Origin of the sequence: Profundibacter sp. (assembly GCF_965277155.1) — a bacterium.
Taxonomy (GTDB): Bacteria; Pseudomonadota; Alphaproteobacteria; order Rhodobacterales; family Rhodobacteraceae; genus Profundibacter.
The window spans coordinates 161,513-176,330 of the sequence record NZ_CBDIBV010000014.1 but is presented as its reverse complement, the minus strand read 5'-3'; the positions used below and the strand labels follow the sequence as shown (position 1 = coordinate 176,330).

Sequence of the window (14,818 nt, the reverse complement as noted above, 5' to 3'; positions counted from 1 at the left end):
ACGCAGCCCTAAACCAATCCGCCCGCCAGCGCCTTTTCAATCAGCACCACAGTTTCATCCACACCGTATAACGCGATGAACCCGCCAAAACGCGGCCCTTGGGACGCCCCCAGAAGCACCTCGTATAGCGCCTTGAACCAGTCGCGCAGCGGCTCGAATCCGTGTTCCTTGCCCACCGCAAACACCATGGATTGCAGCGCATCGCCATCCAGACCACCGTCCCACGCCTTCAGACGCTCCAGCAAATCCTGCATCGCGGCGCGTTCCTTATCGTCGGGCAGACGATAGGTTTTCTGCGGCTTCACAAAGTCGTTGTAATACTTCACTGCATAGCCCGCTGCGGCATCCAGATCGGCATGGGTTTTTGGGCTGGCATCCGGCGCATAGCGCTTGATAAACCCCCACAGGGCGTCCTTGTCCTCGGCCGCGGCAACGCTGGCCAGATTCAGCAACATCGCAAAGGGCACCACCATTTTGCTTTCGGGCGGATTGCCCTCGTGCAAATGCCAGACAGGATTGTTCAACTGCGCCTTCAGATCCTGCGCCGGATAGGCCCGCAACTGCTGGTGATACTCATCTACCGCTTTGGGGATCACATCGAAATACAGCCGCTTGGCGGTTTTCGGTTTCAGATACATGAAATACTGCAAGGATTCGGGCGGCGCATAGGCCAGCCATTCTTCCATCGTCAGACCATTGCCCTTGGATTTGGAAATCTTCTGGCCCTGCTCGTCGTTGAACAATTCATACGACAAGCTGACAGGAGGCCGCCCGCCCAGTGCCGCACAAATCTTGCTGGATTGCGTCACACTGTCGATCAGATCCTTGCCCGACATTTCGTAATCGACCCCCAGCGCGGCCCAGCGCATGCCCCAGTCAGGCTTCCACTGCAATTTCACATGGCCGCCGGTCACGGGCACTTCGACCCGCTCTCCATCCGGTTCCTCATAAACAATTGTGCCTTTTTCCACATTGCGCTCCAGCGTCGGCACCTGCAGCACATGGCCGGTCTTGGGCGAAATCGGCAGGAACGGCGAATAGGTCGCCTGCCGCTCGGCCCCCAGTGTCGGCAACATGATCTCCATGATCTTGTCAAACCGCTCCAATGCTGTCAGCAGAGCTTCGTCAAACTTGCCGCTTGTGTAATAATCCGTGGACGATGCAAATTCATACTCAAACCCGAAACCATCCAGAAATGCACACAGCCGCGCGTTGTTGTGCTGGGCAAACCCCTCGTGCGTGCCAAACGGATCGCGCACCCTGGTCAGCGGCAGGTTCAGATCCTCGGCCAGCATTTCCTGATTGGGCAGATTACCGGGCACCTTGCGAAACCCGTCCATATCGTCGGAAAAACAGATCAGCTTGGTTGGTATATCGCTTAACGCCTCGAACGCGCGGCGCACCATCGTTGTGCGCGCCACTTCGCCAAAGGTGCCGATATGCGGCAGCCCCGACGGACCATAGCCGGTCTGGAACAAAACAAACCCCTTTTCCGGCGTCTTGCCGTTCAGCCGTTTCAAAACGCGGCGTGCCTCTTCAAAGGGCCAGGCTTTGGAATTCATCGCGGCTTCACGCAGTTCGGACATTTGTTTCACTTTCTCGGCAGGTTTTGGGCAATTACACCCGTCTTTGCAAACGTCCCTATTGCCCTGCCCCGCCCGCGTCAATATTCTGACCCCGCAGAATACCCCATATTTAGGATTATATCGTGAACCAGATCCCACATTCGCTGACCCCGCAGGATTGCCTTGTCGCCGTGATGATCGCCGTATCGGCCTCGGATGAAAACATCCGCACCTCGGAACTTGTGACCATTCAGGCCATCGTCAACCACCTGCCGGTGTTTGCGGGCTATGATATGGATCGCGTGAAAACGGTCTCGCAAACCGTGTTCGACCTGTTTGGCGAAGAAGACGGACTGGATGCCCTGTTCGGCCTGATCCGCAATGACCTGCCCGAACGGCTGTATGAAACCGCCTATGCGCTGGCCTGCGATGTGGCCGCCGCCGACGGGCAACTGAAAGAGGCCGAACTGCGCCTGCTCGAGGAAATCCGCTACGAATTCAACATCGACCGCCTGCACGCCGCCGCGATCGAGCGCGGTGCCCGCGCGCGGCATGTGATGCCGTAACCTTACGTCCCGTACAAAGTCGCCCATCTTTCAATCAGCGCCTGCTGCAATCGCTTGGCCGCCTTGTTCCACGACTTGGCCCCTTGCGGCGCCTCGCGGTCCGATTTGGCCACCCCTGCGCGGCGTCTTTCGTCGGCCATGAACATTGCAAATGCCAGTTGTGTGCCATCCGGCGCGGTCACATAGCCCGCCAGGTTCGACACAAAATTCAGTGTCCCCGTTTTGGCATGCACCTTGATCGGGTGCTCCTTGATCACCCGCCCGTTCGCATCCCGCAACGCAATCGGTTTCAGCAAATGCGCCAGTGACCCGTTCGGCCCCTGCCGCACCAGCGCCGACACCATATCCCCCGCCGTCAGCCGCGAACCCGTGCCCAATCCGGAATGGTCCACAAACTTGGATTTGCGCGCCCCTGTATGGCTGACCGTCCAATCCGTCATCTTCTTGGCCGATGCTTTTAGCGACCCACCAGTGCCCCCGCGCGCCGCACTTGCGGTCATGCCAATCGCTTCGGCTGTCATATTGTTTGAAAACTTCAGCAAAGCTTTCAGCAAAACTTGCAACTCGTCGCTTTTGTGTTCCACCAGAACCGTGCCTTTGGTGGCTCCCTTGGCCTCAACCGCACGCGGCAGGCTTATCCCCTGCGACCGCGCCATGGTCTGAAAAACCTCGGCCGCATACAGGTGTGGTTTTCGCACAGGCAACCAGCGGCTGCCATTGCGCCCCAACGCGCGCCGTGCCACGGTCCAATTGTCTACCCCGCCGGAATCCTTGTAGGTGTAGATCGGCAAATCCCGATCCACCACACGCATTTTGGCAATCCGCACGCTGGGGCGATATTTCTTGGTCCGCGCATCCATCGCTACATCATAGCCGCTGGCGCTGCGTTTCCATTCAAAATGCACACGGTTGAAATTCAGGTTCAACCCGCAAACCGCCGGATTGTATCCCAGATAATCCGGCTGGCTTTTGTCAATCTGCTTGATAAAGGGCAGCGCGCTGGAATTCACCTTGAACTTGCCCGAAACCTCGTGCACCCCCGCCTGTTTCAACGCCGCCGCCATATCTGCCAGATCATCTGTGTCCAGCGTCGGGTCACCCCCGCCCACCAGCACCAGATCCCCTTTCAGGCGCCCGTTCACCACCGGCCCTGTCGCCATCAACCGCGTCTTGAACCGAAAACCAGCGCCCAGCGTATCCAGCGCATAAAGCGATGTAATCGTCTTGGTCACACAGGCAGGCGGTTGCGGCAGCACCGGATTGGCGGCTTCCAAAATCAACCCCGTCTTGGCATCTGCCACCACAAAGGCAACTTTGCCCCCCAACCGCGCCGCCGCGATCAGGGCGTCGGCCCCCTTCACCGCCCGTTTATGAAAATCCCCGGCCCGTGCTGTTGGCCGGATCGAAACCCTGGGCGCACCCCCCCATGCCACATCCGCTGCACTGGCCAGCAAAGCCCCCAGAATAAACCGTCTTGAAAATTGACCCTTCATAAAGGGGATATAAACAAACCCTCATACCAAGAACAATACAGATTTGCGTTACGGTGATTAAGTGTCCAAAAACAAAGAGGTTTTTGCAAAATACTTTGCTATTAAACTGCAATCGCGGCGAAGCATCCGCCGCGATTGTTTAGTGAGCGGTCTACTTTACAGTAATTTCCGTCCACATACCGGCGGCATAATGGCCAGCAATGTTGCAATACAGAACATATGTTCCCGGTTCCAGCGTCACCGTCAACGCGCCTTTTTCACCTGCCGGCAGTTCCGATACTTCACCTTTGCTGCCCGCGGCTTCTTCATCCACACGCATTGCATCGGTATCATAAGGCAAAGTCCCGTCAGGCCCTGACAGCTTGGTCACAACCATTTCATGCTCGGAATCTGTAGAAGCGTTAATAACATCAAAAAGACCTCTGCATAACATCGGGATTCCCCCGGGTTGGCCGTTTTGGTAAGCTAGCCGGGAAATCTCTGGGGTGAATAGATGGACCTTTTCCTGCACGAAGCGGCGGCACGGATCGGCGCGGATGACGTTCTGTCGAAGATCGACGCGCTGATGGATTGGAACTCGTTTTTGCCGATCCTGCGGCGCGGTCTGGGGCGCTCGGGGATCGGGCCTCAGGGCTATGATCCGCTGGTTCTGTTCAAGTGTCTTCTGGTTGGCCAGTGGCACGGGCTGAGCGACCCGAAGCTGGAGCGGGCCTTGAAGGTGCGGCTGGATTTCATGCTGTTCTGCGGGCTCGATCTGCACGCGTCGGTGCCGGATGAGACGACCCACTGCCGGTTCCGCAATGCGCTGGTCCGGGGTGGCGTTTACGATGAGCTGCTGGCCGAGGTCTGCCGCCAGATCGAGGCGCATGGGCTGAAGCTGAAAGAGGCTGAGGCGGCGATCATTGATGCGACCCTGATCGCGGCGGCGGCGCGCCCGCGCACCCATATCGACGCCCCGCAGGACCGGGCAGAGGACGGGGCAAGGGAAGGGACGCCGGATGATCCGCCCGAGGTCTCACCCGACGGGGCACAGCTGCATTTCAGCGCCGACCCTGATGCCCGCTGGGTCAAGAAGGGCCGCAAGAGCACGCTCGGCTACAAGGGCTTTGCCCGCTGCGACGAAGAGGGCTTTATCGACAAGGTGCACACCACGCCCGCCAATGCCGCCGAAAGCCCCGAATTCGCCACCATGATCGCGGGCGCAAAGGCGCAGCGGGTGCTGGCCGACAAGGCCTATGCGAGCAAGGCCAACCGCCAGATGCTGCGCGGCAAATACCGCGACGGCATCCTGCGCAAGGCAGCGCGCGGCCGCCCCCTGCGGCAATCGGAGAAACGCTTCAACCGGCTGATTTCGAAACGCCGCTTCCGCATCGAGCAGACTTTCGGCACGATGAAACGCCTCTTCGGCCTGCAGCGGGCGAGATATTTCGGGCGCGCCAGGGTGCATGCCCAGATGGTCATGGCCGCCATCGCGCAAAACCTGCTCAAGGCCGCAAACAGGATCACCCTCAACCCGCAAACCCCCGCAATCGCATAGCCCCAAACCCCGCCACCCGTCTGTCCGCCGGACCCGCAGGGGCGCAAGGTGGGCGGCCGAAATCTTGCTTCAACCGAAAGCCATGGCCTCATGCAGAGGTCTTTTCAGTGTTAAACATCAGGCGGTCGTCCCGAATTTACTTGTCTGTTATCAATGATTTCGCAGCTTCACGCGCTACATCGGTCACTTTGTCCGCCGACAACATCCGCGCAATTTCGTCAATCCGCGCCAGATCATCCAGCGGCACGACCGCCGAAGTGGTCTGCCCCTTTGCCACCCGCTTTTCCACCCGCCAGTGATGCGCACCACGTGCCGCCACCTGCGGCGAATGGGTAACGACCAACACCTGTGCGCCATCCGCCAGTGCGGCCAGACGCCGTCCGACAGCATCCGCCGTTGCCCCGCCCACGCCGCGGTCAATTTCATCGAATATCATCGTAATACCGCTGGTTTGTGCGGTCAGACAGACCTTCAGCGCCAGCAAGAACCGCGACAGCTCCCCGCCCGAAGCAATCTTGTTCAACGGTCCCGAGGGCGCACCGGGGTTGGTGGCCACGGTGAACACCACCGCATCCTGCCCGTCCGGTCCGGCATCGGTTGCGGTAATATCCGTGGTAAAAACCGCACGTTCCATTTTCAGAGGGGCCAGTTCGGTGGCCATTGCCTTGTCCAGCGCCCGCGCCGCTTTTTGGCGTTTGGCTGTCAGTTTGGCGGCCATTTTGCCGTAGGTTTTTTCCTCGGCTACAAGGGCTGCCCGCAGGTCTGCAACATTCCCTTCACCCTGATCCAGCGCTGTCAGTTTTTCGCGCAGGGTATCGGCAAACCCGCCCAGTTCATCGGGCAATACCTCGTGCTTGCGGGCCAATGCGCGAATGGCAAACAGACGTTCTTCGGTGTGTTCCAACTCGGACGGATCAAATGCCAATGCCTCAAGCGTTGCCTCGACCCCGGCCTGCGCTTGGCCCAATGCATCCTGTACCCGTATCAAAGCCTCAAGCGGGTCGGTCAGCCGCCCCTCGGCCTGATCCGCCGCACCTTCCAGCCAGCGGGTGGCATCATTCACCAGCCCCTCGGCCCCCTCGTAGCCGATCGCAGCAAAGGCTTTGGACACATCTTCGCGGATACGTTCAGCCCCTTGCATCATACGACGTTTGGCATCCAGCGCGGCCTCTTCCTGTGGCTGCGGGTCCAGCGTGTCCAGTTCAGCCACCGCGTGACGCAGGAACTCTTCTTCCTTGCGCACCTCTGCTAGAGCAACCTCGGCCTGTTCTAACGCCTTTCGTGCGGCACCAACTGCCCGCCATTGCCGCCGTAAATCATCCAAATCTTTGGAATGATTGCCATAATCATCCAGAAGGGCCATATGTCCGCGCGGGTTCAGCAAGCCACGGTCGTCAAACTGGCCGTGCAATTCCACCAATGTATCCGACAACGCGCGCAACACTTCACCAGAACAGCGCCGGTCATTGACCCACGCAGTTTTGCGCCCGTCTTTGGTGTTTACCCGCCGCAGGATCAGCTCGTCCTCGACCGGTAGACCCGCCTCTTCCAGCACGGTCCGCGCTGCGTGGCCATCGGGCAGATCGAACACCGCCACCACTTCGCCCTGATCGGCACCGTTGCGCACCAGTTCGGCCCGCCCGCGCCAGCCCAGCACAAAACCAAGCGAATCCAGCAAAATGGATTTCCCCGCGCCGGTTTCACCGGTCAACACGTTCAAACCCGGTTGAAACGCCAGTTCCAGCCGCTCGATAATCAGAATGTCGCGAATATCAAGGCTTCTAAGCATAGGTTCCCCGATCTTGCCCGATCAGAGCCATTCGCCCTTGATCATCTGCCGGTAAATCGTTGCCAACCAGTTCTTGCCGCGCACCTTTGGCTCCAGACCCTTGCCAGTCAACAGGCGGTAACTATCCTTATACCACTCGGTCGATTTGAAGTTGTGGCCAAGAATCGCCCCGGCGGTCTGGGCCTCATCATCCAATCCCAGCGACAGATAGGCCTCGACAAGTCGATGCAGCGCCTCGGCGGTGTGTGATGTGGTCTGGAATTGTTCAACCACGACCCGAAACCGGTTAATCGCAGCGGTGAAATGCCCGCGCTTCAAATAATAGCGACCAATTTCCATTTCCTTGGCGGCCAGATGGTCAAACGCCAGATCGAATTTAAGAATCGCTGAGCGCGCATAATCACTATCGGGATAGCGTTCAATCACGGTGCGCAGGGCCTGCAATGCCTGAAAGGTCAGGCCCTGATCACGGCCAACATCGTCGATCTGGTCGTAATAGGAAATTGCCAGCAGATATTGCGCATAAGCGGCGTCTTCGTCGGCGGGATAGAAATCAATGAAACGCTGTGCGGCGGCACGGCTTTCTTCATATTTCCTATCCTTGTGAAAGGCGAATGCCTGCATGATCAAGGCGCGTTTGGCCCATTCCGAATAGGGATACAGGCGCTCGACCTCGCCAAACAGTTTGGTGGCTTCAGTCGCTTTGCGCTTGGTCTCCAGTTCGAATTCGGCGCGTTTGTACAATTCTTCGGCGCTGTAGGATTCAAGGGGACGCTCTTTTGCGCGATTGCCCCCTTTACCAGAGCAGCCTGCCGTAATGGCCAAAGCAGCCATCATTCCGATCAGAACCAAGCGTGTTTTACCGCGTGCCATTCCCCGACTACCCCGTCATATGCCTGTACGGACCGCTTTGGTCCCAATTACTTCGACTCTGTCTAGCACAGAAAAATCCGGTGCAAAACGCCTTAACGACGTTTTTTCATCGCTTGTTTATGGGATTACACAGAGGCGGGCAAATCGGCGCGGTGAACACCAACGCCAGGCAGGCGCGCGGCAAGCGTTTCATCGCATTCTACCATGCGATAAGCGCCCGGTGTGGCGAACAGTTTGCGTAACAATTTGTTGGTCATCGCATGACCTGCGCGAACGCCTGTATAACGGCCCAACAGTGGCGCGCCGGCAAGCGCCAGATCACCCAATGCGTCCAGCATTTTATGACGCACGGCTTCGTCCTTGTGGCGCAGACCGCCGGGGGAAAGCACTGTATCACCATCCACGACAACCGCGTTTTCAACGGTTCCACCAAGGGCCAGACCGTTGGCGCGCATCATATCCACGTCTTTTTGCAAACAAAACGTGCGGCTGTCGGACAATTCACGAACAAAGGCACCATTGGCCATATTCAGGGTTTTGTTCTGACGCCCGATCAGATCGGACTGTTCCGCAAAATCTATGTGGAAATCAATATGCAGGGTATCAGACGGCTCCAACCGGGCCGTGGCCATCCCTTCGGAAACTTCGACCGTTTGCAAAACCTCGATCGCGCGGACGGGTGCATCCAGACGGCGCTGACCTGTTGCAACCAGAGCTTTGACAAATTCAGCGGATGATCCATCCAGAACCGGCACTTCGGGGCCGTCAATTTCGATCAGCGCGTTTTGAACGCCACATCCCGAAAGGGCTGCCATGATATGTTCGATGGTCGAAACCGAGGCCCCGGCCCCGTTCGAAATCTTTGTGCAAAGCTGTGTATCGCTGACAGCATCGTAACGCGCGGGGATCAAACTGTCTCCATCCAGATCGGTGCGACGGAACCAGATACCGTAATGCGCCGAAGCAGGATGTAGTGTCATGCGCACAGGTTTCCCTGTGTGCAGGCCAACGCCACTAAAGCCGACTGTCGATTTGATCGTTGTTTGCATTCAAACCCCGTTAAAGGATACGCCGGACATACCTGTTTCCGACGGATTTGAGGTAAATGGTACCGGTGCATTTCACAACACACAGTTTGTAACGGCTTGAAACATCTTTGTAACAGATGCGCAAAGACCTGCCACAAGTTGAGCAGCGTCACTCTAACCCATTGTATTTAAATAAAAATGGCCTGCAAAAATGCAGGCCCTTTTAAAAAAGATTTGAGCGTTATTTAGTTGGCCTGACGCCGCAAGAAGGCTGGAATCTCCACCCGCTCCTGCTCTGGGTCTGCCTCTGCTTCAACAGCGGGGCTTTGAACCGGGGGCTGTTGGCGCACTTGCTGGGCCACAAACTGGGCCACATCTTCTTCAATTGCTTCAATGCTTTCGGCCTGTGCCGGTGCTGCCTCGGTTTCAGGCTGGTAGGCCGGCGGGGGCAGATCGTCAGAGGTATCACTGAATTCATTAAAGAAGTTGTCGGTTTCGTCGGAGGTTGTTGTTTGTGCCGCATCAAAGAAGGATGGCTCACTCGCTTCGCTGGCAACAGCGGTCGCCGCAACAGCAGCAGCGGGTGCTTCACTTGCCTCGGTTGTTGCCTCGGGCTGTTTCAGCGGTTCGGCCAGACTGCGGCGTGGCAGCGGCATATCCGAATTCACGTCCACAGCATCGATGCCGGTGGCAACCACGGAGACGCGCATCATGCCTTCCATGCTGGTGTCCAGCGTCGAGCCAACGATGATGTTTGCTTCTGCGTCCACTTCCTCGCGGATGCGGTTGGCGGCTTCGTCCAGTTCGAACAGGGTCAGGTCGTAACCACCTGTGATGTTGATCAGCACACCTTTGGCACCGCGCAGGCTGATTTCGTCCAGCAGCGGGTTGGCTATGGCTTTTTCGGCGGCCTGAACTGCGCGATCTTCGCCTTCGCCTTCGCCTGTGCCCATCATGGCCTTGCCCATTTCGTCCATTACCGCGCGAACATCGGCAAAATCCAGATTGATCAGGCCGGGACGGACCATCAGGTCGGTCACACCTTTGACGCCCTGATAAAGAACATCGTCAGCCATCGAGAAGGCTTCGGTAAAGGTGGTTTTCTCATTCGCCAGACGGAACAGGTTCTGGTTTGGGATGATGATCAGCGTATCAACAACCTTTTGCAGCGCCTCGACGCCGTCTTCGGCCTGCTTCATGCGCTTGCCGCCTTCAAACTGGAAGGGTTTGGTCACAACGCCAACAGTCAGAACACCCAGTTCACGGGCGGCCTGTGCGATGATCGGGGCAGCACCAGTGCCGGTGCCGCCGCCCATGCCGGCAGTGATGAAACACATATGTGCGCCCGCCAGATGATCAACGATGGATTCAATGGTTTCTTCGGCAGCAGCCGCCCCAACCGAGGGGCGCGCGCCAGCACCCAGACCTTCGGTGACTTTCACACCCATCTGGATTTTCGCGGCGGCGTTGCTTTGTTGAAGCGCCTGCGCATCGGTGTTGGCCACCACAAACTCGACCCCGTCGAGCTCTTTTTCGATCATGTTGTTGACAGCGTTGCCACCTGCCCCGCCTACACCGAAAACCGTAATGCGTGGTTTCAGGTCCTGCTGCTGTTGGTCTTCTACAAAATTCAATGCCATGTAACTATCCGCCTGTTTTTCGTTCCAAGCCCTTCAAGGGCTATTGATTGCCTACTCTTGTCCGATCTTATCCACAGATACCGCAAACGTCACCTAAAAAACACAAATATACCACAAAATATGGGGTAAACATGTTATTTTTCGGCAGGATTTCGCCATGTTCACCAAATGTTGCGGTTTACCAGTTGTCCTTGAACCATTTTACCGCCCGCCGGAAGGACCGGGCGGGGTATTTTTCTGCGGGAATATCGAAATCCCACCACTCGTCCTGCGGGTGCGCCGCGAATAAACACAGCCCGACCGAGGCCGCAAAGGCCGGTCCTGTTGCCGCCTGCGGCAGCCCCTGAACCCGCATCGGACGCCCAAGGCGCACCTGCTGGCCGAGTATCTTTGTCGCCAACCCGTCAAGGCCCGGTATCTGGCTGCCGCCACCGGTCAGCACGATTTTCTGACTTGGCAGATGTTCAAATCCGGCCGCGTCCAGACGGGCGCGTACCTCTTCCAGAATTTCCTCGACCCGGGGGCGCATGATGCCGATCAGTTCGGCCCGTGAAACGGTGCGCCGGTCATGTTCCCAATCGCCGGTATCGCTGCCGACCTCGATCATGTCGCGGTCATCCATGCCGGTGGCAACAACGCCGCCGTAAAAGGTTTTGATCCGTTCGGCCGTGGCCATCGGCACCTGCAACCCTTGCGAAATATCCGCCGTTACATGGTCGCCGCCCAAACGCACGGAATCCGAATAGATCATGTGCTTTTTCATAAAGATCGACAGGCCCGTCGCGCCGCCACCCATATCGATACAGGCCGCACCCAGTTCCTGCTCGTCCTCGACCAGCGCCGAAATGCCCGCCACATAAGCAGACGAGGCCAGCCCCGCGATTTCCAGATCACAGCGTTTGATGCAATGCAGCAGGTTTGCCACAACTGTGGCATCCACTGTCAGCAAGTGCATATCGGTCGCCAGACGGTTGCCGATCTGCCCGCGCGGATCAATCAGCCCGCTACGGTGATCCAGCGCAAAATTCACCGGCTGGGCATGCAGCACCTCGCGATCATTGCCGTAATCGGGCACATCACACATCGCCAGCACATGCGATACATCGTTTTCAGTGACCACATTTTCCTGCAAATCAATTGATCCGGCCAGCCCATATGAACGCGGGCGCGCGCCCGAGAAACAGGCGATCACATGATCCACCCGCAAATCGGCCATCTTTTGCGCCGCCTGAATGACCGTGCGGATTGCCCGTTCGGTTTCCTGCATCGCATCGACTTCGCCAAAGCGCACCCCGCGCGAACGGGTGGTGGCCGCACCGATCACCCGAAAACCGGACTGCCCTGCCTTTGACCCCATTTCGTCTACGCCGGTAAACTTGTCCGTGCCATCAAACCGCAGCACCAGACAGGCGATTTTCGAAGTGCCAACATCCAGAACCGCAATCACCCCGCGCTGCATCGCCGCTTTGCGCATGTTGCGCATCGCGCGTTGGGCTTCGTATTGGTTGCTCATCCCTCGTTCTCCCTCAATTTTCCGCCCGAATCTGCCGCAACGCTTCGATGGCGTTGTCGGCAATTCTGATCGTCGGGCGTTGCCCGTTTCTCATATCAATCACTGTCAAATCCCGCGCCAGCATGTCCTGCGCCTTGTTCAAGGCAATCACGCGTTCCAGCGCGGCAATCGGGTTGTCCTCGGGCAGCAAAATCCGCTGGTTGCGGTCCAGCACCAGATCCCAGCGGCGTTCACCTATACGTTCAATTCCACGCACCCGCGTCAACAGGGGGCCAGATGCCGCAATAATTTCAAGGGCTTGACCCACTGCAACGTCTGCGCCATCCCCTGCGACAAGCGGCAAATCAGGGCGCTCTTCTCGCCTAGCAATCGAGGCCACACGATGCCCGGCTGCATCCAGAAGAATAGTGCCCTCATAGGTGCGCCAGACCAAAGCGGGCACCCTCTCGGTGACATTGATCTGCAATATGCCGCTGCGCACTTGCACATCCACACTGGCCACAGCGTCCATTTGCGCGATATTGGCGCGCAGGTCTTCCAGATCCAGATCAAAGGCGGTGATCGGAAAATCCACAGGAATGATTTCGCGTATATCGGCGGCCACGGCGTCATTGGCGCCATCAATCGCCAGCAGGTTGACCATGAATTCCGGCCGCTCCTCGATCGCGCGGCGCATCTCGGACACCTTCAGCTCCAACGCATCGCGCCGGTCGGAATCCGAAAGGTAAATCCCCACCGCTGCGGCAATCGCAATCACCGGCAACCCGACCCGCAAAAACCGCCGAAAACCCGGGGTCAGCATCAGGCGCTGCGCCTTATAGGCGGCGCGGCTTGGGGCCGGATCACGGCGCATGTTATGTGTTTTCTTTAACGGTTGCATGAGGCATCCTCGACCATCCAGCGGCACAAATCAGGGAAAGAATATCCACATAGCGCGGCCTGTTCCGGCGCAAGCGACGTCGGGGTCATCCCCGGCTGTGTGTTGGTTTCCAGCAGGATCAGCCCGTCCAGCCCACGTGTTTCGTCCCAGCGAAAATCGGTGCGCGATACGCCGCGACAGCCCAGCACATTATGGGCGCGCAGGGCGTAATCCAGACAGGCATCGGTGATGTCCTGCGGCAGGTCTGCGGGCAGGATATGTTTCGATCCCCCCTCGACATATTTTGCGTCATAGTCATACCAGCCATCGGTCAGAATATCCGTCACCGCCAGCGCCCGATCACTCATCACAGTAGTGGTCATTTCGCGGCCGGCAGCAAAAGCCTCGACCATCACGGTGTCAGGCATGTTTTCGGACAGTTTGGGCGGCGAATTGGCATCCTCGTTCACCAGATAGATGCCAACACTGGACCCTTCATTGTTCGGTTTGACCACATAGGGCGGCGCCATCACATGCCGCGCCTGCACCTCGTCCGTGCTGGCGATCACGCTCTCGACCACCGGCAGGCCAACGGATTGATAAGCCGCCTTCGCCCGCGCCTTGTCCATCGCAAGAGCCGAGGCCAGCACGCCGGAATGTGTGTAAGGAATTTGCAGCCACTCAAGCAGCCCCTGCACGCAGCCATCTTCGCCCCAGCGACCATGCAGCGCGTTAAAGGCAACGTCGGGGGAAATTTCGGACAGGCGTGCGGCAAGGTCCGGACCCGCGTCCACCTCGATCACTTCATAACCTGTTTCCCGCAGTGCGGTGACGCATTCGCGCCCGGACGACAAAGACACCTCGCGCTCACGCGAAGGTCCGCCCATTAGTACCGCCACTTTCGGGGTTGTCCTGCTCGACATACCCGCCTCGTGCTTTATTTGCCTATGGGGCCTTTTTTGGCGGCCCCTTATTGTTTATTTTTCCGCGTCCGGTTCACCGATCCGCATAATTTCCCATTCTAGCGTTAAACCACTTGATTTGAAAACCCTTTTTCGCACCTCTTCCCCCAGTTTTTCCAGATCAGCCGCCGTTGCCCCGCCGGTATTGATCATAAAGTTGGGGTGTTTTTCGCTCATTTGCGCCCCGCCGATGGAAAATCCGCGCAAACCCGCATCATCAATCACCTTCCACGCTTTCAGATCATGGCGGTCATCCGCCTGCCCCGTCGAGCTGAACCCCGCCGGATTGCGAAAAGTTGATCCCGCACTGCGTTCCTTGGTCGGCTGGGTCGCATCGCGTTTGGCGATCTGATCGTCCATGCGGGCAGCCAGCGCACCCGCATCCCCGCGCGGCGCTTCAAAACTGGCCTCGACCAGAACCCAGCCCTCGGGCAGATCGGTTTGCCGGTAGCGAAAATTCAGATCATCCGCCATCAGCGTCACCACCTCGCCCGCCCGCGTCACCGCTTTGGCACTGACGAACACATCCGCCACATATGACCCGTAACAGCCCGCATTCATCCGCACCGCCCCGCCAATCGCGCCGGGAATGGTGCGCAGAAAGGTCAGGTCCAGCCCTTGGGCCGCAGCCTTGCGCGCCACATGCGCATCCAGCGCGGCCACGCCCGCCGTCACACGAGTACCGTCGATATCAATGTGGTTAAAGCCCCGTCCCATACGGATCACCACCGCCCGAATACCGCCATCGCGCACAATCAGATTGCTGCCGACCCCCATCGGGAACACGGCGATGGACGCATCCAGTTCCTGCAGAAAACCGGCCAGATCATCCACATCGGCAGGCTGAAACAGCACATCCGCCGGCCCGCCAACCCGCAGCCAAGTCAGATCGTTCAAAGGGCGGTTTTCGGTCAGCGTGCCGCGCACGGGGGGATAGGTTTGTGTCATATCCCGAGGGTTTAGCGAAACTTCGGCCAAAGGCAATCCCGTTTA

Annotated in this window: 13 protein-coding genes; 2 read left to right on the top strand and 11 right to left on the bottom strand. The window is 58.2% G+C overall.

The window, feature by feature from the left end; translation table 11 throughout:
- Positions 1-8: 8 nt before the first annotated feature.
- Positions 9-1,586 carry a lysine--tRNA ligase gene (locus ACQY4M_RS21700; RefSeq protein WP_428548690.1) on the bottom strand — a complete coding sequence of 526 codons (1,578 nt, stop codon included), beginning with the start codon at positions 1,584-1,586 and terminating at the stop codon, positions 9-11.
- Between the two features lie 173 nt (positions 1,587-1,759).
- On the opposite strand from ACQY4M_RS21700, the gene ACQY4M_RS21695 reads away from it, so the two are divergent.
- Complete coding sequence (locus tag ACQY4M_RS21695) at positions 1,760-2,131, top strand: tellurite resistance TerB family protein (RefSeq protein WP_428549047.1); 372 nt, start codon at positions 1,760-1,762, stop codon at positions 2,129-2,131.
- A 2-nt stretch (positions 2,132-2,133) separates the two neighbouring features.
- Here the strand turns inward: ACQY4M_RS21695 and dacB are convergent, their stop codons facing one another.
- Complete coding sequence (gene dacB / locus ACQY4M_RS21690; RefSeq protein ID WP_428548687.1) at positions 2,134-3,585, bottom strand: D-alanyl-D-alanine carboxypeptidase/D-alanyl-D-alanine endopeptidase; 1,452 nt, start codon at positions 3,583-3,585, stop codon at positions 2,134-2,136.
- A 190-nt stretch (positions 3,586-3,775) separates the two neighbouring features.
- Positions 3,776-4,057: a plastocyanin/azurin family copper-binding protein gene (locus ACQY4M_RS21685; RefSeq protein ID WP_428548684.1), complete on the bottom strand. Its 282-nt coding sequence runs from the start codon at positions 4,055-4,057 to the stop codon at positions 3,776-3,778.
- A gap of 60 nt (positions 4,058-4,117) precedes the next feature.
- Between ACQY4M_RS21685 and ACQY4M_RS21680 the strand changes: the two genes are divergently transcribed.
- A complete protein-coding gene (locus ACQY4M_RS21680) occupies positions 4,118-5,161 on the top strand; it encodes an IS5 family transposase (RefSeq protein WP_428539221.1) in 1,044 nt (347 codons plus the stop codon).
- Positions 5,162-5,297: 136 nt separating this feature from the next.
- On the opposite strand, the gene recN is transcribed toward ACQY4M_RS21680, so the two are convergent.
- The 8 genes from recN to murB all read right to left on the bottom strand — a co-directional run bounded on the left by recN (position 5,298) and on the right by murB (position 14,773).
- A complete protein-coding gene (recN, locus tag ACQY4M_RS21675) occupies positions 5,298-6,950 on the bottom strand; it encodes a DNA repair protein RecN (protein WP_428548681.1) in 1,653 nt (550 codons plus the stop codon).
- A 21-nt stretch (positions 6,951-6,971) separates the two neighbouring features.
- Positions 6,972-7,823, bottom strand: a complete 852-nt coding sequence (locus ACQY4M_RS21670) for an outer membrane protein assembly factor BamD (RefSeq protein ID WP_428548679.1) — start codon at positions 7,821-7,823, stop codon at positions 6,972-6,974.
- 125 nt (positions 7,824-7,948) lie between these two features.
- A complete protein-coding gene (gene lpxC / locus ACQY4M_RS21665) occupies positions 7,949-8,872 on the bottom strand; it encodes a UDP-3-O-acyl-N-acetylglucosamine deacetylase (protein ID WP_428548677.1) in 924 nt (307 codons plus the stop codon).
- Positions 8,873-9,096: 224 nt separating this feature from the next.
- Positions 9,097-10,491, bottom strand: coding sequence for a cell division protein FtsZ (gene ftsZ / locus ACQY4M_RS21660; RefSeq protein ID WP_428548674.1), 1,395 nt, complete (start codon positions 10,489-10,491; stop codon positions 9,097-9,099).
- A 178-nt stretch (positions 10,492-10,669) separates the two neighbouring features.
- Positions 10,670-12,004, bottom strand: coding sequence for a cell division protein FtsA (gene ftsA / locus ACQY4M_RS21655; RefSeq protein ID WP_428548671.1), 1,335 nt, complete (start codon positions 12,002-12,004; stop codon positions 10,670-10,672).
- Positions 12,005-12,017: 13 nt separating this feature from the next.
- Positions 12,018-12,884 (bottom strand): cell division protein FtsQ/DivIB, encoded by an 867-nt coding sequence (locus ACQY4M_RS21650; protein ID WP_428548668.1) that lies wholly within the window; start codon positions 12,882-12,884, stop codon positions 12,018-12,020.
- Positions 12,872-13,786, bottom strand: a complete 915-nt coding sequence (locus ACQY4M_RS21645) for a D-alanine--D-alanine ligase (protein ID WP_428548665.1) — start codon at positions 13,784-13,786, stop codon at positions 12,872-12,874. Before ACQY4M_RS21645 ends, ACQY4M_RS21650 begins: the two co-directional genes overlap by 13 nt.
- Before the next feature lie 54 nt (positions 13,787-13,840).
- Positions 13,841-14,773 (bottom strand): UDP-N-acetylmuramate dehydrogenase, encoded by a 933-nt coding sequence (gene murB, locus ACQY4M_RS21640; RefSeq protein WP_428549044.1) that lies wholly within the window; start codon positions 14,771-14,773, stop codon positions 13,841-13,843.
- Positions 14,774-14,818 lie beyond the last annotated feature (45 nt).

Excerpts from the sequence above, each read along its gene's own strand:
- recN (WP_428548681.1), bottom strand. The coding sequence starts at position 6,950 with ATGCTTAGAAGCCTTGATATTCGCGACATTCTGATTATCGAGCGGCTG.
- ACQY4M_RS21670 (WP_428548679.1), bottom strand. The coding sequence starts at position 7,823 with ATGGCACGCGGTAAAACACGCTTGGTTCTGATCGGAATGATGGCTGCT.
- ACQY4M_RS21685 (WP_428548684.1), bottom strand. The coding sequence starts at position 4,057 with ATGTTATGCAGAGGTCTTTTTGATGTTATTAACGCTTCTACAGATTCC.
- lpxC (WP_428548677.1), bottom strand. The coding sequence starts at position 8,872 with ATGCAAACAACGATCAAATCGACAGTCGGCTTTAGTGGCGTTGGCCTG.
- ftsZ (WP_428548674.1), bottom strand. The coding sequence starts at position 10,491 with ATGGCATTGAATTTTGTAGAAGACCAACAGCAGCAGGACCTGAAACCA.
- murB (WP_428549044.1), bottom strand. The coding sequence starts at position 14,773 with ATGACACAAACCTATCCCCCCGTGCGCGGCACGCTGACCGAAAACCGC.
- ftsA (WP_428548671.1), bottom strand. The coding sequence starts at position 12,004 with ATGAGCAACCAATACGAAGCCCAACGCGCGATGCGCAACATGCGCAAA.
- ACQY4M_RS21695 (WP_428549047.1), top strand. The coding sequence starts at position 1,760 with ATGATCGCCGTATCGGCCTCGGATGAAAACATCCGCACCTCGGAACTT.
- ACQY4M_RS21650 (WP_428548668.1), bottom strand. The coding sequence starts at position 12,884 with ATGCAACCGTTAAAGAAAACACATAACATGCGCCGTGATCCGGCCCCA.
- ACQY4M_RS21680 (WP_428539221.1), top strand. The coding sequence starts at position 4,118 with ATGGACCTTTTCCTGCACGAAGCGGCGGCACGGATCGGCGCGGATGAC.
- ACQY4M_RS21700 (WP_428548690.1), bottom strand. The coding sequence starts at position 1,586 with ATGTCCGAACTGCGTGAAGCCGCGATGAATTCCAAAGCCTGGCCCTTT.
- ACQY4M_RS21645 (WP_428548665.1), bottom strand. The coding sequence starts at position 13,786 with ATGTCGAGCAGGACAACCCCGAAAGTGGCGGTACTAATGGGCGGACCT.